This window comes from Streptomyces ureilyticus, from assembly GCF_011045025.1.
GTDB classification, from domain to species: Bacteria; Actinomycetota; Actinomycetes; order Streptomycetales; family Streptomycetaceae; genus Streptomyces; species Streptomyces ureilyticus.
Map to the genome: position 1 here is coordinate 1 of NZ_JAAKZX010000115.1, position 20,889 is coordinate 20,889.

At 69.2% G+C, this 20,889-nt stretch carries 22 protein-coding genes, 1 tRNA gene and 1 pseudogene; 14 read left to right on the forward strand and 10 right to left on the reverse strand.

What is annotated here, in order from left to right; genetic code table 11:
- Positions 1–133 precede the first annotated feature (133 nt).
- From G6048_RS29410 to G6048_RS29430, 5 genes are all read left to right on the forward strand, one after another.
- Positions 134–592, forward strand: a complete 459-nt coding sequence (locus tag G6048_RS29410) for a peroxiredoxin (protein ID WP_165342630.1) — start codon at positions 134–136, stop codon at positions 590–592.
- A 113-nt stretch (positions 593–705) separates the two neighbouring features.
- Positions 706–1,281 carry a TerD family protein gene (locus tag G6048_RS29415; RefSeq protein ID WP_165342631.1) on the forward strand — a complete coding sequence of 192 codons (576 nt, stop codon included), beginning with the start codon at positions 706–708 and terminating at the stop codon, positions 1,279–1,281.
- Between the two features lie 112 nt (positions 1,282–1,393).
- Complete coding sequence (locus G6048_RS29420) at positions 1,394–1,969, forward strand: TerD family protein (RefSeq protein WP_165342632.1); 576 nt, start codon at positions 1,394–1,396, stop codon at positions 1,967–1,969.
- A gap of 49 nt (positions 1,970–2,018) precedes the next feature.
- Complete coding sequence (locus G6048_RS29425; RefSeq protein WP_165342633.1) at positions 2,019–3,161, forward strand: DUF475 domain-containing protein; 1,143 nt, start codon at positions 2,019–2,021, stop codon at positions 3,159–3,161.
- A 126-nt stretch (positions 3,162–3,287) separates the two neighbouring features.
- Positions 3,288–4,028, forward strand: a complete 741-nt coding sequence (locus G6048_RS29430; protein ID WP_165342634.1) for a TerD family protein — start codon at positions 3,288–3,290, stop codon at positions 4,026–4,028.
- A 44-nt stretch (positions 4,029–4,072) separates the two neighbouring features.
- Here the strand turns inward: G6048_RS29430 and G6048_RS29435 are convergent, their stop codons facing one another.
- A complete protein-coding gene (locus tag G6048_RS29435) occupies positions 4,073–4,903 on the reverse strand; it encodes a TerD family protein (RefSeq protein ID WP_165342635.1) in 831 nt (276 codons plus the stop codon).
- Positions 4,904–5,110: 207 nt separating this feature from the next.
- On the opposite strand from G6048_RS29435, the gene G6048_RS29440 reads away from it, so the two are divergent.
- The 3 genes from G6048_RS29440 to G6048_RS29450 all read left to right on the forward strand — a co-directional run bounded on the left by G6048_RS29440 (position 5,111) and on the right by G6048_RS29450 (position 9,738).
- The gene (locus G6048_RS29440; RefSeq protein ID WP_165342636.1) at positions 5,111–6,283 is read left to right on the forward strand and encodes an HpcH/HpaI aldolase/citrate lyase family protein; all 1,173 of its coding nucleotides are present in this window, start codon (positions 5,111–5,113) and stop codon (positions 6,281–6,283) included.
- Between the two features lie 99 nt (positions 6,284–6,382).
- Positions 6,383–8,899 carry a phosphoribosyltransferase gene (locus G6048_RS29445; protein ID WP_165342637.1) on the forward strand — a complete coding sequence of 839 codons (2,517 nt, stop codon included), beginning with the start codon at positions 6,383–6,385 and terminating at the stop codon, positions 8,897–8,899.
- A complete protein-coding gene (locus G6048_RS29450) occupies positions 8,899–9,738 on the forward strand; it encodes an HAD family hydrolase (protein WP_165342638.1) in 840 nt (279 codons plus the stop codon). Before G6048_RS29445 ends, G6048_RS29450 begins: the two co-directional genes overlap by 1 nt.
- On the opposite strand, the gene G6048_RS29455 is transcribed toward G6048_RS29450, so the two are convergent.
- Positions 9,647–10,477: a DedA family protein gene (locus tag G6048_RS29455; protein ID WP_165342639.1), complete on the reverse strand. Its 831-nt coding sequence runs from the start codon at positions 10,475–10,477 to the stop codon at positions 9,647–9,649. The genes G6048_RS29450 and G6048_RS29455 overlap by 92 nt on opposite strands.
- Positions 10,478–10,654: 177 nt before the next feature.
- On the opposite strand from G6048_RS29455, the gene G6048_RS29460 reads away from it, so the two are divergent.
- Complete coding sequence (locus G6048_RS29460; RefSeq protein ID WP_235990473.1) at positions 10,655–11,749, forward strand: sensor histidine kinase; 1,095 nt, start codon at positions 10,655–10,657, stop codon at positions 11,747–11,749.
- Entirely contained in the window at positions 11,740–12,384 is a 645-nt protein-coding gene (locus G6048_RS29465; protein ID WP_328827305.1) for a response regulator transcription factor, read from the forward strand. The genes G6048_RS29460 and G6048_RS29465 overlap by 10 nt, the downstream gene beginning before the upstream one ends.
- A gap of 125 nt (positions 12,385–12,509) precedes the next feature.
- Here the strand turns inward: G6048_RS29465 and G6048_RS29470 are convergent, their stop codons facing one another.
- The 3 genes from G6048_RS29470 to G6048_RS29480 form a co-directional block, all read right to left on the reverse strand.
- Positions 12,510–12,725 (reverse strand): FmdB family zinc ribbon protein, encoded by a 216-nt coding sequence (locus G6048_RS29470; protein ID WP_165342641.1) that lies wholly within the window; start codon positions 12,723–12,725, stop codon positions 12,510–12,512.
- Between the two features lie 54 nt (positions 12,726–12,779).
- Positions 12,780–14,141 carry a hypothetical protein gene (locus tag G6048_RS29475; RefSeq protein ID WP_206342275.1) on the reverse strand — a complete coding sequence of 454 codons (1,362 nt, stop codon included), beginning with the start codon at positions 14,139–14,141 and terminating at the stop codon, positions 12,780–12,782.
- 149 nt (positions 14,142–14,290) lie between these two features.
- On the reverse strand, positions 14,291–15,058 hold the full coding sequence (locus tag G6048_RS29480) for a DUF4097 family beta strand repeat-containing protein (RefSeq protein WP_165342643.1): 768 nt from the start codon (positions 15,056–15,058) through the stop codon (positions 14,291–14,293).
- Between the two features lie 232 nt (positions 15,059–15,290).
- On the opposite strand from G6048_RS29480, the gene G6048_RS29485 reads away from it, so the two are divergent.
- Positions 15,291–15,362: transfer RNA gene (locus G6048_RS29485), tRNA-Val, on the forward strand.
- A 78-nt stretch (positions 15,363–15,440) separates the two neighbouring features.
- Here the strand turns inward: G6048_RS29485 and G6048_RS29490 are convergent.
- Positions 15,441–15,866, reverse strand: a complete 426-nt coding sequence (locus G6048_RS29490) for a GntR family transcriptional regulator (RefSeq protein ID WP_165342644.1) — start codon at positions 15,864–15,866, stop codon at positions 15,441–15,443.
- Positions 15,867–16,055: 189 nt separating this feature from the next.
- On the opposite strand from G6048_RS29490, the gene G6048_RS29495 reads away from it, so the two are divergent.
- Complete coding sequence (locus G6048_RS29495; RefSeq protein WP_165342645.1) at positions 16,056–17,444, forward strand: Tat pathway signal sequence domain protein; 1,389 nt, start codon at positions 16,056–16,058, stop codon at positions 17,442–17,444.
- A gap of 37 nt (positions 17,445–17,481) precedes the next feature.
- Here the strand turns inward: G6048_RS29495 and G6048_RS29500 are convergent, their stop codons facing one another.
- Together G6048_RS29500 and G6048_RS29505 are read right to left on the reverse strand one after the other, a co-directional pair.
- Positions 17,482–17,829, reverse strand: coding sequence for a hypothetical protein (locus tag G6048_RS29500; protein ID WP_165342646.1), 348 nt, complete (start codon positions 17,827–17,829; stop codon positions 17,482–17,484).
- A gap of 220 nt (positions 17,830–18,049) precedes the next feature.
- A complete protein-coding gene (locus G6048_RS29505) occupies positions 18,050–18,760 on the reverse strand; it encodes a hypothetical protein (RefSeq protein WP_165342647.1) in 711 nt (236 codons plus the stop codon).
- Positions 18,761–18,896: 136 nt separating this feature from the next.
- Between G6048_RS29505 and G6048_RS29510 the strand changes: the two genes are divergently transcribed.
- Both G6048_RS29510 and G6048_RS51095 read left to right on the forward strand, forming a co-directional pair.
- Positions 18,897–19,313: a hypothetical protein gene (locus G6048_RS29510; protein ID WP_165342648.1), complete on the forward strand. Its 417-nt coding sequence runs from the start codon at positions 18,897–18,899 to the stop codon at positions 19,311–19,313.
- Positions 19,217–19,723, forward strand: coding sequence for a response regulator transcription factor (locus G6048_RS51095; protein ID WP_206342276.1), 507 nt, complete (start codon positions 19,217–19,219; stop codon positions 19,721–19,723). The genes G6048_RS29510 and G6048_RS51095 overlap by 97 nt, the downstream gene beginning before the upstream one ends.
- Here the strand turns inward: G6048_RS51095 and G6048_RS51985 are convergent.
- Positions 19,644–20,312, reverse strand: a complete 669-nt coding sequence (locus tag G6048_RS51985; protein ID WP_165342661.1) for a transposase — start codon at positions 20,310–20,312, stop codon at positions 19,644–19,646. The genes G6048_RS51095 and G6048_RS51985 overlap by 80 nt on opposite strands.
- Positions 20,313–20,493: 181 nt before the next feature.
- Positions 20,494–20,724: pseudogene (locus G6048_RS51990) on the reverse strand (transposase family protein); the annotation flags it as partial.
- Positions 20,725–20,889 lie beyond the last annotated feature (165 nt).

Here is a 20,889-nt window from a genome sequence, read left to right on the forward strand (position 1 = left end):
GGGGGCGCAGCCCCCCCCACGCGGCGGAGCCGCAAATTGATACAGCCGGGAAGGGGCGGGGCTGGGGAAAGAAAACTCCGGTGATCGTAAGGTGGGCATGCCCGATCTACCCCCAGGAAGGGATGGCAGGACCATGGCGATCGAGGTCGGCGACAAGGCGCCGGACTTTGCGCTCAAGGACAACCACGGCGCCACCGTGAAGCTCTCCGAGTTCCGTGGAGCCAAGAACGTAGTTCTGCTCTTCTATCCGTTCGCCTTCACCGGCGTGTGTACCGGAGAGCTCTGCGCCCTGCGCGACAACCTGCCGAAGTTCACCGACCGCGAGACCCAGCTGCTCGCCGTCTCCAACGACTCCATCCACACGCTGCGCGTCTTCGGCGAGCAGGAGGGCCTGGAGTACCCGCTGCTGTCCGACTTCTGGCCGCACGGCGAGGTCTCACGGGCGTACGGCGTCTTCGACGAGGACAAGGGCTGCGCGGTACGCGGCACCTTCATCATCGACAAGGACGGGGTCGTTCGCTGGACCGTTGTGAACGGTCTTCCGGACGCGCGTGACCTGAACGAGTACGTGAAGGCGCTGGACACTCTGTGATTCTTCGGCCGCAGGACCTGCGTCAACTGGGAACCCCTCACTAGGATCGACTCGTTGATCCGATACCAACGCACTACGGGGCTCCCCGCCCCTGGACACCATTGGGAGGACTCGTGGGAGTCAGCCTCAGCAAGGGCGGCAACGTATCGCTTTCGAAGGAGGCGCCGGGCCTTACCGCGGTCATCATCGGTCTGGGGTGGGACGTCCGCACCACCACCGGCACCGACTTCGACCTTGATGCCAGCGCCATCCTGGCGGGCACGGACGGCAAGGTCACCAGCGACGCCAACTTCGTGTTCTTCAACAACCTGAAGAGCCCGGACGGCTCGGTCGAACACACCGGTGACAACATCACCGGTGAGGGAGAGGGCGACGACGAGCAGATCAAGGTCAACCTCGCCGCGGTTCCGGCCGACGTCGACAAGATCGTGTTCCCGGTCTCGATCTACGACGCCGAGAACCGTCAGCAGTCGTTCGGCCAGGTCCGCAACGCGTTCATCCGCGTCGTGAACCAGGCGGGCGAGGCGGAGATCGCCCGGTACGACCTCTCCGAGGACGCCTCGACGGAGACCGCCATGGTCTTCGGCGAGCTGTACCGGCACGGTGCGGAGTGGAAGTTCCGCGCCATCGGCCAGGGCTACGCCTCGGGCCTGCGCGGTATCGCGCAGGACTTCGGCGTCAACGTCTGAGCCGTCACAGAGACAGGATCTGCCGCTTCACCCCCCGTCCGGCGCCGCACACTACGAGTGCGGCGCCGGACGCGCTCGACAACCGAAGGCTTGACCGGGGAGGAACAGAAATATGGGCGTCACGCTCGCCAAGGGGGGCAATGTCTCCCTCTCCAAGGCCGCACCGAACCTCACGCAGGTGTTGATCGGGCTCGGCTGGGATGCGCGCTCCACCACCGGAGCACCCTTCGACCTCGATGCCAGCGCGCTGCTGTGCAACTCGGGTCGGGTGCTCGGTGACGAATGGTTCGTCTTCTACAACCAGCTCAAGAGCCCGGACGGCTCGGTCGAGCACACCGGCGACAACCTCACCGGCGAGGGTGACGGCGACGACGAGTCGATCCTGATCGACCTGTCGAAGGTGCCGGCCAACGTCGACAAGATCATCTTTCCGGTGTCGATTCACGACGCCGACAACCGCGGCCAGACCTTCGGCCAGGTCAGCAACGCGTTCATCCGCGTCGTCAACCAGGCCGACGGCCAGGAGCTGGCCCGCTACGACCTCTCCGAGGACGCCTCCACGGAGACCGCGATGATCTTCGGCGAGGTCTACCGATACGGCGTGGAATGGAAGTTCCGGGCCGTAGGACAGGGGTACGCGTCGGGGCTGCGGGGCATCGCTCTAGACTTCGGAGTCAATGTTTCGTAAAGCCGCGCGCGGCGCGGGGGAGACCCGTACACAGATGATTGGGTAGCCAGTGGTTCTGAAAACCTTCGGCTGGTCGTTCGCGGTCACCGCGCTCGGCCTGGTCGCAGCGGTGCTGTTCGGCGGATGGGGCGCGTTCGGGGTCGTGCTGATCCTGTCCATCCTCGAGATCTCGCTGTCCTTCGACAACGCGGTGGTCAACGCCGGAATCCTGAAGAAGATGAATGCCTTCTGGCAGAAGATCTTCCTCACCGTCGGCATCCTGATCGCCGTCTTCGGAATGCGGCTTGTCTTCCCCGTGGTGATCGTGGCGGTCAGCGCCTCGCTCGGCCCCATCGAGGCCGTCGACCTGGCGTTGAACAACCCGAACCGCTATGAGGAGTTGGTGACCGACGCTCACCCGTCGATCGCGGCCTTCGGCGGAATGTTCCTGTTGATGATCTTCCTCGACTTCATCTTCGAGGACCGTGACATCAAGTGGCTGGGCTGGCTCGAGCGCCCGCTGGCCAAGCTCGGCAAGGTCGACATGCTCTCGGCCTGCATCGCGCTGATCGTCCTGCTGGGCGTCTCGCTGACCTTCGCCAAGAACGCGCACCTGCACGCCGGGCACGCCGACAAGGCGGAAACGGTGCTGCTCTCCGGCGTCGCCGGTCTCATCACCTACATGGTGGTGGGCGGTCTCTCCGGCTTCTTCGAGAATCGCCTCGAGGAATCGGAAGAGCGCGAGCACGAAGCGGAGGAGGAGGCCAAGAAGGCCGGCAAGCCGGTCTCCGCGGTGGCGATGGCCGGCAAGGCGGCCTTCTTCATGTTCCTCTACCTGGAGGTCCTGGACGCCTCGTTCTCCTTCGACGGTGTCATCGGCGCCTTCGCCATCACCAACGACATCGTGCTGATGGCCCTCGGCCTCGGTATCGGCGCCATGTATGTCCGGTCGCTCACCGTCTACCTGGTCCGCGAGGGCACGCTCGACGACTACGTCTACCTGGAGCACGGCGCGCACTACGCGATCGGCGCGCTCGCCGCGATCCTGCTGATCACCATCCAGTACGAGATCAACGAGATCATCACCGGTCTCATCGGCGTCGTCCTGATCGGCTGGTCCTTCTGGTCCTCGGTCCGCCGCAACCGCGCACTGGCGGCCGCCGAGGGAAAAGCTGACGCCTCGGACAAGCCCGAAGTCTCGTCCGGGGTGTGACGACCCTCCCGTTGAGGAACGCTCTGAGGCGGGGCGGCCACGAGGAAGTCCTCGGGGCCGCCCCGTCGTCGTATCTGTTGTATTCGTTGGTGTTCGCCGAGGTGAACAGCTAACCGTGGGGGTGGAATGAGCTTCTGGGACGGTCTGTGGCGTGGTGGGCGATCGACGCAGTTCGATTCGGGGAGCGCGGCGACCAACGCCATCACGCTGACCAAGCGGAACCAGTCGGTCTCGCTCACCAAACAGGGCGCGGCCAACGGCAATCTGCGGATCAACCTGTCCTGGCGGATGCGCACGTCCGACATAGGCGGCGGCCGGCGCGGCAGTCTGCTGCGCCATCCGTTCCAGGCGCTCAAGCCCGAAGTGGTGCAGGCGCACACCCAGAGCATGGTCAACGTCGACCTCGACCTGGGCTGCATGTACGAGCTGACGGACGGCGACAAGGGCGTCGTACAGCCGCTGGGCAGCTTCTTCGGCGAGCTCAACGCACCGCCGTACGTGAAACTCAGCGGCGACGACCGCTTCGGCTCGGGCTCGGGCGAGACGATCTTCGTCAACTTCGACCACCGGGAGCAGATCAAGCGGCTCCTGGTCTTCGTCTACATCTACGACCAGACCCCGGCCTTCGACCGTACGCACGCCGTCGTGACCCTCTATCCCAGCAACGGCCCGCGGATCGAGGTCGGCCTCGACGAGCGCCACCCGCAGGCCCGTTCCTGCGCGGTGGTCATGATCGAGAACGTCAAGAACGAGCTGATCGTGCGGCGCGAGGTGAAGTTCGTGTACGGGTTCCAGGCCGAACTCGACCGGCTTTATGGGTGGGGTCTCCAGTGGGGGCGCGGTTACAAGGCGAAGGCCGACCGCTGAGCACTGCTCTCCTGAGGAAGTGCTCACCGGCTACAAAGCTGTGCTCACCGCCCGACGAACTGCGGTCCTTGCGGCGGCAGTTTGAACTCCGGGTCGGGGAGGGCCGGGACCGGGTGCGGATAGCCGTACGCGGGCTGGGCCGTCGCCGCGGCGGGCTGGGGCGGGGCGGCCTGCGGGTAGGCGTACGAGGCCGGCTGCGGGTAGCCGTACGCCGGCTGGGTCGTGGACTCCGGGGGGTAGCCGTAGGCGGGCTGGGACGGCTGCTGGGGCAGACCGGAGGCGGCGGGCTGCTCGGGCGGCAGCGGCACCGAGTTGCCGGCGGACGCGGGCTCGGAGTCGTCCACCGTGATGCCGAAGTCGCTCGCCAGGCCCTCGATGCCGTTCGAATAGCCTTCGCCGAGCGCCCGGAACTTCCAGCCCTTCCCGCGCCGGTACAGCTCGCCGCAGATCAGCGCGGTCTCCTCGCCGGTCTCCGGCTTGATGTCGAAGTACGCCAGCGGCTCACCGTCGGCGAGGGCGGCGTCGTACAGCAGGATCCGCAGGGCGGGTACGCGGTCGAAGGTGACGTCGTCCGCCGAGGCGACCAGGAGGATCCGTGTCACCGCGCTTTCGACGCCCGCCAGGTCCGACTGGATCGTGTCGGTGAGCCCCTCGGTGACCCGCTTCTTGCCGAGGCGCCAGACCTTGCCGGAGGGGTGGCGGGGCTGGTTGTAGAAGACGAAGTCCTCGTCGGATCGCACGCGATCGTCGGGCCCGAGGAGCAGCGCCGAGGCGTCCACGTCGGGCACGCCCTGCCCCGGCGACCAGCGCAGCACGGACCGTACCGCCTTGGCGTCCAGCGGTACGTTCGACCCTTTCAGCATCGCGTGCGTCATGCGGTCATCCTGCCTTCTCGGTCCTGGTCACGACAACGCGGGTGCGCCACAACCGTTTCGATGTGACGCTGGACGACAGGGCTGTGTCCGGCTGTGCTCGTCTGCGTTACCTGAATTTCATGCCGGGCGGGAACCTCGGACATGGATCTCTACGTACTATTACCGGCCACATATCGTCAGGCTGCTCAGCCGCCCCGGGGGAGTCACATGCGTCATTTCGGGCACATCGCTCCGGAGGTGCGGCAGCGCCTCTTCCATCAGGAACCCCGTGTCTTCACCGCGGAATCCCCGGCCCGGATGCTCTCCGTGGCCCTCGGCGCCACGCTGTACAGTCCCGCGACCAGACCGAGGCTGGCCGAGGACATCGTGAAGCAGATCGGTCGCGGAGTTGTCTCGATGGTGCTGTGCCTGGAGGACTCCATAGACGACGCCGAGGTCGCGGGCGCCGAGGAGAACCTGGTCCGGCAGTTCGAGGAGCTGGCCGGAGGCTGCCCGGAGACCGAGCTGCCGCTGCTGTTCATCCGCGTCCGTACGCCGGAGCAGATCCCGGACCTCGTCGAGCGGCTCGGTGACGCGGCCCGGCTGCTGTCCGGTTTCGTACTGCCGAAGTTCACCGAGGAGCGGGGCGTGCCGTTCCTGGAGGCGCTCACCGCGGCCGAGGCCGCGAGCGGGCGGCGGCTGTTCGCCATGCCGGTCCTCGAATCGCCGGACCTGCTGTACCGCGAGTCGCGCGTGGAGACCCTGGCGGGCATCTTCCGCGCCGTCGACAAGTACCGCGACCGGGTCCTCGCGCTCAGACTCGGCGTCACCGACTTCTGCTCCTCCTACGGGCTGCGCCGGGCGCCCGACATGACGGCGTACGACGTGCAAATCGTGGCCTCCGTGATCGCCGACGTGGTGAACGTGCTGGGGCGGGCCGACGGCACCGGATTCACGGTGACGGGGCCCGTGTGGGAGTACTTCCGGGTCCAGGAGCGCATGTTCAAGCCGCAACTGCGCCGCAGCCCCTTCACCCCGGAGGCCGAGGACCTTCGCAACGCGCTGATCGAGCACGACATGGACGGACTGCTGCGCGAGATCTCCCTCGACCGCGCCAACGGTCTGCTCGGCAAGACCTGCATCCACCCCTCACACGTACTGCCCGTGCACGCCCTGTCCGTGGTCAGCCACGAGGAGTACAGCGACGCCCAGGACATACTGCGTCCAGAGCGTGGCGGCGGAGGCGTCCTGCGATCCGCGTACACGAACAAGATGAACGAGGTGAAGCCGCACCGCGCCTGGGCCGAGCGCACCCTGCAGCGCGCCGAGGTCTTCGGTGTCGCGAACGAGGACATCGGCTTCGTGGAGCTGCTCGCCGCCGGCCTGACGGGCCAGACGTAGGGAATCGCCGCAGGGCTGCCCAGCCGGACACAGAGATCTGCCGCCGGGCCGACCGGCCGAAAAATGCCGCCGGGCTCCCCGGCCGAACACAGGGATTTAATGGAAAACGTGGTGTGGACCGGTAGCTGGGTCGCCGAGCGGCTCGGCGTCGAACTCGTCGGTGACGAGAAGCTGAGCGAGCTGCTGGGGCTCGCCCTGCGGCGCAACCCCAAGCGCGCGCATCTGCTGGTGTCGAACGTGCTGGGCAAGCACGTACCGCAGAGCCCGCGCACGGTGTGGCAGTCCGGGTACGAACTGGGCCACCGGGTGCGCGAACTGCTCGGCGAGGCGGGGGCGAGCCGGTCCGTGGTGCTCGGCTACGCGGAGACGGCGACGGGCCTCGGCCACTCGGTCGCGGACGGCCTGGGCCTCGCGCCCTATCTGCACTCGACGCGGCGCCCCGTCGACGGAGTCGAGCGCGCGGGCGGCTTCGAGGAGTCCCACTCGCACGCCACCTCGCATCTGCTGTTGCCGGAGGAGCCCGGGCTGCTCGCGGGCGACGGGGCGCTGGTCCTCGTGGACGACGAGTTCTCCACGGGCAACACCGTGCTCAACACGATTCGCGCGCTGCACGAGCGCTACCCGCGCGAGCACTACGTGATCGTCGCGCTCGTCGACATGCGCTCCCCGGCCGACCAGGGCCGCCTCGACGCCTTCGCCCTGGAGATCGGCGCCCGTGTGGACCTGGTGGCGGCGGCCTCGGGGACGGTACGGCTGCCCGACGGCGTACTGGAGAAGGGGCAGGCACTGGTCGCCGAGCACGAGTCGGCCGCGGAACAGCTGCCGGGGCCGACGGGGCTGGCGGGGCTTTCGGAACGCGGCACCGTCGCGCGCGTGGAGCTCGGCTGGCCGCAGGACCTGCCCGACGGGGGCCGGCACGGCTTCACGCCCGAGCACCGCATATGCCTGGAAGGCGCCCTGCCTGCCATGGCCGCGCGGCTCGCGGACGCGCTGCCGGACGACGCGCGACGCGTACTCGTCCTCGGCTTCGAGGAGTTGATGTACGCGCCGCTGCGGCTCGGCGTCGCGCTGGAGGAGCTGACCGACGCCGAGGTCCGCTACTCCACCACGACCCGCTCCCCGGTCCTCGCCGTCGACGACCCCGGTTACGCGATCCGCAGCCGCCTCGTCTTCCCCGCCCACGACAAGCCGGACGACGGCCCTGGCGAGCGGTACGCCTACAACGTCGCGGGTGGCGGATTCGACGCGGTCGTCGCCGTGGTCGACTCGGTCGCCGACACCCCCGAACTGCACGCCCAGGACGGCCTGTTGGCGCGGCTCGCCGCCCACACCCCGAGCGTGCTGCTCGCCGTCGTCCCCTCGTACACGCCGTCGTACGCCCCTGCTCCCACACCCTCGTACGCTTCCAACCCCACACCCTCGTACGCCCCCACCCCGCAGCTGTCCGAAAGGTCCGCCATGCTGCCCGAGCCCCTCCGTGGCCCCGACTTCTCCTCGTATGCCCCTGACGAGGTCGGCTGGCTGCTCCAGGACCTCTCGGACGTGACGCTGGAGGCGCCGACGGAGGAGCGCGAGGAGGCGATCCAGAGCGGGGGCGCGCACTACGCGGAGTCGCTGCCGGTGGAGTACCAGCCGAGCGACCGGTACCAGGAACTGTTCCGCGCCGCGCTGGACACCTCGGCCGCCCGCATCGCCCAGGCGGCGGGCGCCGTCACCGAGACCGTGCTGGCCGAACGGTCCCCGCGCCCCGTCCTCGTCTCGCTCGCCCGGGCCGGCACCCCCATAGGCATCCTGATGCGCCGCTGGGCCAAGCACCGGCACGGGCTGGACCTCCCTCATTACGCCGTCTCCATCGTGCGCGGACGCGGCATCGACGCCAACGCGCTGCGCTGGCTGGCCGCCCACCACGACCCGGCCGATGTCGTCTTCGTGGACGGCTGGACCGGCAAGGGCGCCATCACCCGCGAACTCGCCCAGGCCATCGAGGAGTTCGAGTCCTCCGACGGCATCACCGGCTTCGACCCGGAGATCGCGGTGCTCGCCGACCCCGGCTCATGCGTCCGCACCTACGGCACCCGCGAGGACTTCCTCATACCCTCCGCCTGCCTCAACTCGACGGTCTCCGGACTCATTTCGCGCACGGTGCTCCGCGCCGACCTGGTCGGGGAGCACGACTTCCACGGCGCGAAGTTCTACCGCGAGCTCGCCGGCGCGGACGTCTCCGTCGACTTCCTGGACGCCATCTCCGACCGCTTCGACGAGGTCGGCGACGCCGTCGACACCCTGGTCAAGGAGCTGCTGTCCATGGACCGCAGCCCAACCTGGGAGGGCTGGGCGGCAGTTGAGCGCATCAGCGAGGAGTACGGCATCCACGACGTGAACCTCGTCAAGCCGGGCGTCGGCGAGACGACCCGCGTACTGCTGCGCCGCGTCCCCTGGAAGATCCTCGCCCGTGCGGAAGCGGGCGCCGACCTGAACCACGTACGCCTGCTCGCCGACCAGCGCGGTGTGCCCGTCGAGGAGGTCGCCGAACTCCCGTACACCTGCGTCGGGTTGATCCACCCCCAATACACGCGCGGGGCGACCGGCGCCGACGGCAAGGCGGTGACGGGCTGATGTCCTCGCCGAAGGTGCTCGTGGCCAGCGACCTCGACCGCACGCTCATCTACTCCGCCGCCGCGCTCGCGCTGCCCCTGCCGGACGAGCGGGCGCCCCGGCTGCTGTGCGTCGAGGTGTACGAGAGCAAGCCGCTGTCGTACATGACCGAGACCGCGGCCGCACTGCTCGCCGAACTCGGCGAACTCGGTGACGAGGCCCTCTTCGTGCCGACCACCACCCGTACACGTCAGCAGTACCGCCGCATCCAACTCCCCGGCCCCGCCCCGAAGTTCGCGATCTGCGCCAACGGCGGCCACCTCCTCGTCGACGGTGCCTCGGACCCGGAATGGCACGCACAGGTCACCGAGCGGCTGGCCGGCGAGTGCGCCCCGCTCGGCGAAGTACGCGCCCACATGACGGCCACCGCCGACCCCGCCTGGGTACGTAAGCACCGCGTCGCCGAGGACCTCTTCGCGTACGTCGTCGTCGAGCGCGAACTGCTCCCCGAGGACTGGGTCAAGGAACTCGCCGTCTGGGCGGAGAACCGTGGCTGGACCGTCTCCCTCCAAGGCCGCAAGATCTACGCCGTACCGAAGCCGCTCACCAAGAGCGCCGCGATGCACGAGATCGCCCGCCGCACCGGAGCCGAACTCACCCTCGCAGCGGGCGACTCCCTCCTCGACGCAGACCTCCTGCTCGCCGCGGACCGCGGCTGGCGCCCGGGCCACGGCGAACTGGCCGACGTGGGCTGGACGGCCCCCGGGATCACCTCTCTTCCAGAGCGGGGCGTCGCCGCGGGTGAGCGGATTCTGCGGGAGTTCCTGCGGGAGGTGCGGCAGGCGCGGCAGGTGAGGTAGGTGCGGGAGGCTCGATAGGGCCAGGGCCCTCCATGGCGGCCGCGACGGACGAGCCGACGGACGAGGCTATGGGGACTTCCTCGTCCTTGGTGCGCCGTCGCCCGCCCCGCCCCGGCCTGAAGAGCCGTACGCCCGCGAAGAGCAGCACCGCCAGCACCGCCGCGACCAGCACCACCTTCGAGTAAGCCGACACATAGCCGCTGACCTCCGTCCAGTTCTCGCCGAGCAAATAGCCGGCGAGGACGAAGATGGTGTTCCAGATCGCGCTGCCCAGCGTGGTCAGGCAGAGGAAGACGGGCAGGCGCATGCGTTCGACGCCCGCGGGCACGGATATCAGACTGCGGAAGATCGGGATCATCCGTCCGAAGAACACAGCCTTGGTGCCGTGCCGGACGAACCACGCCTCCGTCTTCTCTATGTCCGCGACCTTCACCAACGGCAGCCGGGCCGCGATCGCCACCGTGCGGTCACGGCCGAGCAGCGCCCCCACGCCATACAGAGCGAGCGCACCTATGACGGAACCGGCCGTCGTCCACAGCAGGGCAGCGAACAGATTCATCTGTCCGGTGCTCGCCGCGAACCCCGCGAGCGGCAGGATGACCTCACTCGGCAGAGGCGGGAAGAGGTTCTCCAGGGCAATGGCGATACCCGCGCCCGGCGCCCCGAGCGTGTCCATGAGGTTGTTGATCCACTGAGGAGCGCCGCTGTCCGCCGCGACGCCGGCTGCGATGGCTGTCATGCCCCACACGCTAGAAAACCGAAGCTGAAGAGACCCTGAGGACGACCGCAAGTTTCCATGCGGTCAACCGCAGGCCGGAATTGCGGTTTTCCGCAGTGCGTGGCGACGCGGCATCCCGCTAGCGTGGCGATCATGCGAGATGTGGCACGACGTGGGGCGTGGTGCGGGGTGGGGCTCATGACGGGAGCCGCCTCGGCCGCAGTCGAGCTGCTTTTCACCGTGCTCTCCGGCCTCGCCCTGCTGCCCGTACTGGCCTGGCCGCGCGGCCGGCAGGCCGTGCTCCGACCCGTGTTCGCGGGTGCGCGGAGACTGACGCAGTTCGAGCGCCGACGGCTCGGGACCTGGCTGAGCGTGTCCGTCTCTCCCGCGTACGAGGACGCGCGCGCCCTGCGGTACATCGCGTGCCGCTGGGCCCTTGGAGCGCTGGGCGCGGTCGTGATGCTGGCGGTGGCGGCCGGACTCGTCTACAGCACGTACTGGATGTTCGCCTGGATCGTCGACGGCGTCGAGCACCCCTGGGCGATCGTCTTCTCGTCCTTCGGCGGTCTCTTCCTGCTCTTCCTCGCCGTGCAGGGGATATTCGGAGTGGCCGAGCTGGAGCGGCAGTTGGCCCGGCATTTCCTCGGGACCAGCCACCAGGAGGAGTTGGAGCGGCGGATCGTGGAGCTGGCCGCGAGCCGCGCCGCGGTGGTGGACGCCGTCGACGACGAACGACGCCGTATTGAGCGGGACCTGCACGACGGCGTGCAGCAGCGGCTCGTCGCCCTCGGCATGCTGCTCGGCCGCGCCCTGCGCAGCCAGGACCCGGAGCGCGCGGACCGGCTGCTGCGCCAGGCCCATGATGAGAGCGGGCAGGCACTGGCCGACTTGCGAGAGGTGGCCTGGCGCATCTATCCGACGACGCTGGACGAGGCGGGTCTGCGGGCGGCGCTCGAGACGGTCGCCGAGCGCTCGTCGGTGCCGGTGCGGGTGGTGTACGAGCTGGGCGCGGACCCCGGGAAGGCGGCGGCGACCGCTGCGTACTTCGTCGTCTGCGAGGCCGTGACGAACGCGGTCAAGCACGCCGCCGCAAGCCGGATCACCGTCCATCTGTGGGCCTCCGGCGGCGAGCTGTGCATACGGATCGAGGACGACGGCTCGGGTGGCGCGAACCCCACGGGCAGCGGGCTGTTCGGGCTGGCCCGGCGGGTCGACGCCCTCGACGGCCGGTTCACTGTGGTCAGCCCGGCGGGCGGGCCCACCATCATCTCGGCGGAGCTGCCGTGCGCGTGATCCTGGCCGAGGACTCGACCTTGCTGAGAGAAGGTCTCGTACGGCTGCTCGTCGAGGAGGGCCACGAGGTGCTGGCCGCGGTCGGCGACGCCGAGCGGCTGCTGGCAGCCGTCGCCGAGGAGCAGCCGGACGTGGTCGTCGCGGATGTACGGATGCCTCCCACCCACAGCGACGAGGGCCTGCGCGCGGCCCTGAAGATCCGCGAGCGCTGGCCGGATGTGGGCGTGCTGGTGCTCTCGCAGTACGTCGAGAAGCGGTACGCGACGGAGCTGTTGACCGGAGACTCGGAGGGTGTCGGCTATCTGCTCAAGGACCGTGTCGTGCAAGTTGATGAGTTCCTGGACGCGTTGGAGCGGGTGAGCCAGGGGAGGGCGGCCTTCGACCCCGAGGTCGTGCGTCAGCTCCTCGGCCGCAGCGAGCGCGCGGACCTGCTGGACCGGCTCACTCCGCGTGAGCGGGACGTGCTGGCGGAGATGGCACAGGGGCATACGAACGCGGCCATCGCGCAACGGATGCACATCTCCCTCAGCGGCGTCGAGAAGCACATCAACGCGATCTTCGACAAGCTCGAGTTGACCGGAGGCGAGGGCTACTCCCGCAGGGTGCTCGCCGTACTTCGCTACTTGGGGACGTGAGGCTTCTGGGGAGCCCGAAGGGCGGGAGCGAGGAGGGCAGCGCGGCTGTGTGGAGCAGCGACTCCTCCGCGCCTGAGTGGCGCCCGGAAGCCGCCAGGGTCAGCCGCAGCAGCGCATCCCGGGTGTCAGCCGCAGCAACCCCCGCCGCAGCACCCTCCGCCGCTCGCCTTGGGCGCGGTCGCGGGTGCCGAGGCTGAACCGCCGACGGCGACTGTCGACAGCAGCTTTACCGTGTCGGCGTGGCCGGCGGGACAGGCCGCGGGGGCGGACGACTCGGCCATGGGGCGGCTCTTCTCGAAGGTGTCGCCGCAGGTCCGGCAGCGGTATTCGTAGCGAGGCATACGGACAGATTAGCGGGCGGCTGGGCATGGCAGGGCGCGCGCGAATCAAGCACTTCAGGCGGAGTGGCCCCGCTCCTCGCGGATCTGCGCCACCACCCGGGACACCGTCCGCCGTACGGCCTCCGTCTCGGTCAGGAAGTGCCAGTAGTCGGGGTGCCGCCCCTCCAGGGTGGCGACGGCCCGGTCCAGTCGGGCCACCGAGTCGTCGAGGGGGCGGGCGTGACGGGGGTCGGGCGTATGGCGGCCCGCCATGGCCAGTCGCTGGGCGTCGCGGATCGCGAAGCGGGTGCGGTCGATCTCGCGTTGGGGGTCCTTCTGCACCTCGTTCAGCCGCCGTAGGCGGTCGCCGGCCGCGGAGACGGCCTCGTCGGTCGTGTTCAGCAGGGCCCGCACCGTGGACAGCAGCGCCGTCGCGTCCGCCCAGCGCTGTTCGTCGCGCGCGGCCCGCGCCTGGGTCAGCTTCGACTCGGCCTGCCGTACGGTCTCGGCGGCCTGGTCCGGTACGTGCTGAAGGTCCTGCCAGCAGGCGGCCGTGAACCGGCGCCGCAGCTCGCTCAGCACCGGATCCACCTGCCCGGACCGGGTGGTGAGGGCCTGGGCGCGGGTCCGTAGCGAGACCAGGCGGCGGTCGATCTCGGCGGCCCGTTCCGGCAGCCGCTCGGCCTCCGCGCGCACCCCCTCGGCGTCGCGTGCGACCCGGTCGGCGCGCTCCAGCGTCTCCGGGACGCCGTGCTGCCCGGCGCCTTGATTCAGCTTGGTCAGCTCGGGGCCGAGGGCGGCAAGGCGGGCGGCCAGGTCGTCGGCCTTGAGCCCTGAGCCTCGTACGGCATCCAGGGCGTTCGAGGCGGCGAGCAATGCCTGGCGAGCGCGCTCGACGGCCGGGGCGAGCCGGGCGAGCTGGGTCTCGGCCTTGCCGAGCAGCGGGCCGAGCCCGTCGGTGAACCGGTCCAGCTCCTGCTTGACGCGGGCCAGCTCGTCCTTGGCCTTGGTCAGCTCCGTACGCGCTCGGGCCGCGACGGAGGCCTCCAGGTCGTCGCGGTCGAGGTCGTGGGCGTCGACCGCGTTGATGTACGTGTGGCTGACCTCGTCGATACGACGCCCCAGCGCGTCGAAGTCGGCGACCGCGCGGCGGGCCGCGGGGGAGTCGTCGACAGCCGTGATGGTCTCGATCGAGATGCGCAGATCGCGCTGCGCGGTGTCCAGTTCGTAGAACGCGGCCGCGGCGGCGTCCTTGGCCGCCTGCGCCTCGGCCCGCTGGCTCTCGGAACGGCCGCCGAACCACCGCCGCGTCCCGCCGCCGGTGAACGCGGCGGGGAGCGTGAGCGCGAGCAGCGGAAGCGGGAGGAGTGCCAGGGTCAGCAGGTCACGGGCGGCGCCACGGGGCCTCGTACCCCTGTCGGCCCTCCCGGCCCTCAAAACGGCACGGTTGCGAGGTAGTTGCTGTGCCCATGGCACAAACGGCGTGTACGGCTGTGAAGGTGTCGCCGTCACATCCCTCTCCCGTGCTGTGGTCCACCCTGCCCGGTGTCATTCTCCCACCAGGTAGGGACGAACACACGGGTCGGTTAGTTCGCCGTACGCACCGTGACTTTCCCGTCCCGTGTCTCGGCGGACACCTCGTGCGTGCTGCGCTCGTCGCGGGGCACGGACACATCGACGCTTCCGTCGCCGGTCTTGGTGTCCACGCGGTACGTCGCCTCCGCGGGCAGCTCGATGGTGACGGAGCCGTCGTGGCTGCGCGAGGCGACCCGGTCCGGTACGGCGTCGAGGCCGAGCCGCACGGAACCGTCCTGCGTGTGCACGTCCACGCGCCGGGAGTCGATGTCGGTCGCGGTGACCGAACCGTCACCGGTGTGCAGGGTCAGCGGCCCGCTGGAGTCCTCGACGCGCACGGAACCGTCGCCCGTGCGGACGTTCAGGGCCTCCTTGAAGCCGCTCGCCCGTACGCTGCCGTCCCCGTCCTTCACGGTGACCGCGATGCCGCGCGGCACCTCGATCCGGTGCTTGGCCGAGCAGTCGGCGACCACGCCCGAGCAGTCCTCCCGGAGCTTGAGCGTGTCGTCCTTCATCTCCCAGGTCACCTTGGGATCCCCGCCGACGACGACGCTGCCCTTGAACCACCGGGTGACCTCGACCTTGTCGACATCGGCGACGACCAGTTCGAGCGCGGAGTCGTCGGAGTCGACGATCAGCGCCCGGCCCTCGAGCGCGAACGAACGGTGCTCGGGCTCCTTGTCGTCCCCCGCGCTGGCGCCGCACCCGGCGGCGAACAGGGTGACGGCGGCGACGGCCGCGCTGGCCACGACTGCGGAACGGCGGATACGTACGGTCATGACGGGCTCCCCCTGGTGTCGGGCGCCCCGGCCGTGGACTTCGTGGATCTGCGGCTGCTTGGGACGCTCTTCGACCGTACGGAGCGGGGGCCCGGGGCGGGATCCGGCCCGCTCCCGGATCCCGGGTGGGGTAATCCCCCGCATCGCCCCGGAGCGGGTCCCGATACGTCACGTCGCCCGATACGTGTTTGCCGGGCACTGCCCCTGGCAAGGTAGGCTGTCGACTCATCCCGGGTGCGTAGCTCAGGGGTAGAGCGCCTGCCTTACAAGCAGGATGTCGGCGGTTCGAAACCGTCCGCGCCCACGCTTTTGACCAGCCAGGATGCCCATCGGGCAGCCTGGCTGGTTCTGTGTGCGCATCGTTTTGAAGACCCTGAAGACGTCAGGCCTCTGCGCGGCCTCGTTGCGCGAGCTGCGATTCCACTGCCTCAAGTCGCGCCAGGATCTCCGCGCAGTGGCTCTCAAGCTGCACGAGTCGTCGGCCAAGTTCATCGGCCGGCATCAGCCCGTCCGCTTCGGGGCCGGGGTCCAGGAAGTACGTTCCCAAGTACTCGTCGTGCAGTTGCAGGCGTTCCGCGCGCCTGAGGTGGTCAATTCCTTCTCGCACCTCTGCTGGGGTGGCCCTGTACAGCTCTTGGAGTTCAGCCTCCGAGGGGAGGATGTCTCCCCTCGTGTACCGGCCGCTCTTCAAGCCTTCCTTTACGTGCCCAATCAGGGCTACGACGCTTGATGTCGACTCGCCCGCAGTACGTCCCGGAAGCCGCACCGGCAGAACGTCCGGTGGCTTCGGGAACTTCCTTTCCGGCATATCTCGTGGCCTCTCGTCCGTAGAAGCAACAATCCCAAGCCGGAGTCTCTCGCGGATGCGTCCCAACGGGCACGCATGCCAAGGACGTTGACCTGCACGGCGCGTGCCCGCACAATAAGCGCGCACCGTTGAGAGCGCTCTCAAGCTCGGTGCGCCCCTGCGCTATCCATACGTTTCCCAGGGAGAACCATGACCGGCAGGCAAAGCCCGACGTTCAGTCGTCGAACGCTCATCGGCGCCGGACTCGGTGTCGGCGCCGCGGTGTTCACCGCGGGTGGCTCCGGTGTGGCGCATGCCGCCGGAGGCGTGGGCGGCGGGAGTTCCGCCCGGCGTCGGGGGCACGCCTTTCTCGCCGCCGCCATGGATGCGTACCCGGACCACGGCAGCATTCGGCTGACCCAGAGCTACACCGACCAGGCGGGTCTGTTCAGCACGGCGTTCACGTACGACAACGCCCTCGCGATCCTGGCCCATCTCGCGGTGGGTACCGCCGACGGGCGGGCCAGAGCCGTGGCGCTCGGCGACGCGTTGCTCTATGCCCAGGCCCATGACCCGGCGTACGACGACGGTCGGCTGCGTCAGGCCTACAACGTCGGGCCGTACACCTTCTTCGACGGTTCGCCGCAGCCGGACGGCTTTGTGCGGGCGGACGGTACGGCCAACGTCGGCACGCAGTTCGGGTTCACGGGTACGGCCGTCGGCGACATGGCCTGGGCGGGCATCGCGCTGAGTGCCCTCGCTCGCCGGACCGGGGCGCGCCGCTTCCTGGCCGGTGCGGTGCGGATCGGTTCGTGGATCGAGCGGAACGGTCGTACCGACGAGCCTCTCGGCGGTTACAAGTTCGGGGTCAACGGGGCGAACGGAAAGCTGCCGTTCACGTCGACCGAGCACAACACCGACCTGGTCTGCCTCTTCGGACGGCTCGCCCGGCTCGCCGGGGACCGGGTGTGGCTGGAGCGGCGGGCGAGGGCTGAAGCCTTCGTCAAGAAAATGTGGGAGCCGTCCGGCGGCTTCTTCTACACCGGCACCAACGACGGTGTCACGGTCAACAGATCACCGATCCCCGAGGACACCCAGACCTGGACCCATCTCGCGCTCGACTCCCGCAAGTACTCCCGGTCGCTGGACTGGGCGGCGGCCGAGCTGGCCGTCTTCGACCACGCCGACCGGCGGAACAGCACGGTGCCCGCGGGGCAGTCGTACGAGGGTGCCACCTTCAGTTCCGCGAGCCTTGTGGCGAACGAGGACGCCCCGATCGCCGACTTCCAGCCCAAGCCCGACAGGAACGGCGTGTGGTTCGAGGGGACCGCCCACCTCGCGCTCGCCCTGCGGGACCGGCACGCCCCGGGTGACGGGGCGCGCGCCCGCCGGCTGCTCGCCTCGATCGAACGGGCCCAGGACCTGCTCGGCACCGGCCAGACCGTCGGCGACAAGGCGCTGCCCGAACGCTCCGGAGTCGTCTCGGCGAGCAGCCCGCTCGACACCGGATTCGGCTTCGGCTACTACCCGTACCGGCACGCGGGCGCAACCGCCTGGTACCTGCTGGCGGCGACGCGCACCAACCCCTTGCGGGCCTGAAGGCGCAGCCGATCGCCGCGCCTTGGCGATTCCTGCCTCACGACGACGGCTCCTCCCCATCCACTTCCCGTACGTGCTTCAGGCGCATCCTCGCGTCCACCCTCTCCGCGCCCGTGACCTCGGCCCAGAAGCGGTGGCAGGTCACGAAGACGGCCAGTTCGCGCTCGCGCTGGCGGAGCTTCTCCACCTCGGCCTGTTCGTCGGCACTCCAGCCGGGCGAGGCGGGCAGCTCCACCTTGCGCCAGCCGTGGGCGTCGCTGATGCCCTCCATGGGCTCGACCGACCAGGGGAGCCGCTTCAGCAGGGCCAGCAGCTCGGCCCGGACCTGATGCAGCTCCTCCTGACCGGCCAGGAGGTCACTTGGAAAGTCATAGGTCTCAGCCACGCGCCAATGCTACGCCTGTTCGAATTTGGGATGCGAGTTCCTTGGGGGACTTCACACGTACGGGTGTGACCGAGTGCTTCAGTCGGCCAGTGAGTGCTTCAGTCGGCCAGTGAGTGCTTCAGTTGGCCACCCTGTGCATCGCAGGTGGCCGCTATCTCGGCTCGTTGGCCCGTCTCCGTCCGACGAGTCCCGCGGCTGGCGATCTCGCGCAGCTCGCAGGTCAGTGGGAGGTCACGGCCCGGTCGGAATCCGGGGTTGATGCGGCGAGCCCGGACCGGGCCTTCCGCAGCGACATCATGAGGCCGACCACTACGGCCCAGATCCCGATGAGCGAGGCCAGCGGAAACAGCGCGTCGAAGCGGTCGGTGAATGCGATCGTCGCGGACGCCAACGCGAACGCCAGCCCTCCGACGAGGCCGAGCGCGAGCGTGATCCGGTTGCCGAAGGTGCGCGTGAGGCCGCCGGCGACGGCGAGAGCGGCGATGCCCAGGCCCCACAGCGGATCGACGATCGTTTCGTTCCACGTCTGCACGTGGTAAAGGAACGTCTCCTCTCCCTCGGCGATTCCGTCCGCGCCGAGGGCGGCGAACAGGTGCAGCGTCATCCCGATCGTGGCGACGACGGCGATGACGGAGACGACGTCGGTCACCCGGGCCATGCCGGAGCCGAGACCGCCGCGGCGCCGGAAGGCGAGGACCGCGGCCGCGAAGCACGCCATCGCGGCCAGCAGCAGCGCGTGCGAGGGGTACCACATCGAGTCGACGAGCATTTCGTGGAGCTGGTGGACTTTCGATCCCACACCACTGTCACCGGGGTGGATGGCGCCGCCCGCGAAGAAGGCAATGCCGCCCAGCATCAGGAGGGGCCCGGCGACCCGGTCGGGACGTCCGGCACGGGACAGTTGGGTTCGGACCCGAGTCGACGTGCTCATGGTGACTCCTTCGGTCGGGACGAGCCGGTGGTCCCACGGTGTCCCTCCCCTGGGTTCCGGGACACGGTGCGCACCCTGCACTTCGACCAGGGAAAACCCTCATCCGCGAGCGTCGCCGCTGTGCCAGCATGGCCGGATGGCAGCAGCCACGGAGGCGAACGACCAGGCCCCGCCGACGGTCCGCGAAGCCGGAGCCGCACTTGTGGCGCTGCTGGTCGCGACCCTCGTCGGCTACGGCTGGTACCTCGGCTTCCACCTGGACAACGTTCACAACGGCCTGATCGGCGCCTCCTTCACCACCATGGGCCTGTACGTCCTGCGCGTGCGGCCGCGGCACCCGGAGGGCTGGCTGTTCGTCGCGACCGGCGTGCTGCACGCGGTGATGTTCTTCGGCCGCCAGTACGGCCTGTACGACGGCGCCTTGCCCGGAGCCTCCTGGCTCGGCTGGGTCGGGGTGTGGCCGTCACCGACCTGCGGATGCCGCCGGGCTTCGCGGACGAGGGCATCGAGGCCGCGGCCGAGATCCGCTCGTTCGCGCCACAGGTCGGCCTGATGCTGTTGTCGCAGTATGTCGAGGTGCATCACGCACTACGGCTCATGGAAGAGTTCGACGGTGCGGTCGGCTACCTGCTCAAGGACCGGGTGTCCGACCTCGGTGCCTTCGCGGTCGACGTACGACGCGTCGCCGGCGGCGAGGTCGTGATCTACGCCGAACTCGTGTCCAGGCTGGTCGGCCGGCGCCGGGAACGTGACCCGTTCGCCGAACTCACCGACCGCGAGCGGGAGGTGCTGGCGCTGATGGCCCAGGGGCTGACCAACGCCGCGTTGTCCGAGGAACTGGTCCTGAGCCCCAAGACGATCGAGGGCTACGTGCGCAGTGTCTTCACCAAGCTCGGCCTGGAGCCGGGCGAGCGCGAGCACCGGCGGGTGCAGGCGGTGCTGCGGTTCCTGCGTTGGCAGTGAGCCCCTTCCCGCTTGGCCGGTGACGCGCCCGCCATCGCCAAGAGCAACCTGTCCACCCGGAACTGCGCGTGCATACCGTACGGCGACATGACGCACAGCGCCTGAAGGCGGCATCGCGGCTTGGCCACGGTCTCGTGCCGAGGCGAGGAGTCCCGCAAGGTCTGCGTGTCGGTAGCGGCGTGCCGTCTTGCGGTCCAGTTGCAGGCGGCGGCGGTTCGGTGCCTGGGGTGGCGGGTTTGCGCAGGCATGGGCGGTGTCGGCGGCATGTTTTCTCCACGGCCGTAGAGAGGTTTTGGAGGAGGTGCCAGCGATCGGCCACTTGCAGTGCGTCAGGGGCCGCCTGACTGATGGCCTTGGTGAAGGCCATCAGGCGGTCACGGCACACGATCTCGGCGCCGCGGTGCTCGTGAAGCCAGGCAGCGACCGAGTTCGTCTCGCGATCAGGCAGGACGTCCACCGGTCTGGAGGTCTCGGCATCGACGAGGACTGTTCCGTATCCGCCCCTTGCGGAAGGCGAACTCGTCGATGCCCAGTACCCGTGGTGCGCGGGCCGGCACGAGCGGGGCGACCAGTTGCTCCAGCAGTGCAGTCCGCCGACCGTGGAGCCGCAGTTTCGCGCACAGGCGCTGGCCCGGGCGCCCGCCGAGTCGCATCGCCACCGCCCTTATCGCTGACCGTGCCGCTGATGAAGAACGGCGGCGTGGCTCGGTCAGGCCCGCGACTTGTTCCACGAACGTCCGGCGCTGGCACTGGCTCTGATAGCAGAAGAACCGGCGCACGTGCAGACGGACGATCAACCCCCGTCCGCCGACGGGTAACTCGGATATATGACGCCAATAGCGGCTGTGAACCCGCGTGGCGGGATGTGCGCACTGCGGACAGGCCCCCGGCGGGCCGCATCCTGCCGCGTCGACCAGCAAGTGGCCGTCGACGGCCTTGAGTTGCCGCACCGTGAGGCTCAGGCCCGGCAAGAGAACGTCCTTCAGCGTTTCCACTCGCATGAGGGAGACATCCCCTGGCGGAACGGTCCTGCAGTCCGGGAGCTGCCAGCCCCAGCCCCCGTGTCACTGCGCGACGCCCGTCAGCCGCCCGACGACAGAGAGGAATACGTCGTGGCGGGGGAGTCGGCTGCACAGACCGCGTGTGAACAGCTGCCTGGCTGGAGT

Bases quoted from the DNA above. Each gene is read 5' to 3' on its own strand.
- G6048_RS29510 (WP_165342648.1), top strand. From the start codon at position 18,897: ATGGCAGCAGCCACGGAGGCGAACGACCAGGCCCCGCCGACGGTCCGC.
- G6048_RS29505 (WP_165342647.1), bottom strand. From the start codon at position 18,760: ATGAGCACGTCGACTCGGGTCCGAACCCAACTGTCCCGTGCCGGACGT.
- G6048_RS29495 (WP_165342645.1), top strand. From the start codon at position 16,056: ATGACCGGCAGGCAAAGCCCGACGTTCAGTCGTCGAACGCTCATCGGC.
- G6048_RS29490 (WP_165342644.1), bottom strand. From the start codon at position 15,866: ATGCCGGAAAGGAAGTTCCCGAAGCCACCGGACGTTCTGCCGGTGCGG.
- G6048_RS29435 (WP_165342635.1), bottom strand. From the start codon at position 4,903: ATGACGCACGCGATGCTGAAAGGGTCGAACGTACCGCTGGACGCCAAG.
- G6048_RS29445 (WP_165342637.1), top strand. From the start codon at position 6,383: ATGGAAAACGTGGTGTGGACCGGTAGCTGGGTCGCCGAGCGGCTCGGC.
- G6048_RS29460 (WP_235990473.1), top strand. From the start codon at position 10,655: ATGACGGGAGCCGCCTCGGCCGCAGTCGAGCTGCTTTTCACCGTGCTC.
- G6048_RS29410 (WP_165342630.1), top strand. From the start codon at position 134: ATGGCGATCGAGGTCGGCGACAAGGCGCCGGACTTTGCGCTCAAGGAC.
- G6048_RS29480 (WP_165342643.1), bottom strand. From the start codon at position 15,058: ATGACCGTACGTATCCGCCGTTCCGCAGTCGTGGCCAGCGCGGCCGTC.
- G6048_RS29440 (WP_165342636.1), top strand. From the start codon at position 5,111: ATGCGTCATTTCGGGCACATCGCTCCGGAGGTGCGGCAGCGCCTCTTC.
- G6048_RS29430 (WP_165342634.1), top strand. From the start codon at position 3,288: ATGAGCTTCTGGGACGGTCTGTGGCGTGGTGGGCGATCGACGCAGTTC.
- G6048_RS29420 (WP_165342632.1), top strand. From the start codon at position 1,394: ATGGGCGTCACGCTCGCCAAGGGGGGCAATGTCTCCCTCTCCAAGGCC.
- G6048_RS29455 (WP_165342639.1), bottom strand. From the start codon at position 10,477: ATGACAGCCATCGCAGCCGGCGTCGCGGCGGACAGCGGCGCTCCTCAG.
- G6048_RS29450 (WP_165342638.1), top strand. From the start codon at position 8,899: ATGTCCTCGCCGAAGGTGCTCGTGGCCAGCGACCTCGACCGCACGCTC.
- G6048_RS29470 (WP_165342641.1), bottom strand. From the start codon at position 12,725: ATGCCTCGCTACGAATACCGCTGCCGGACCTGCGGCGACACCTTCGAG.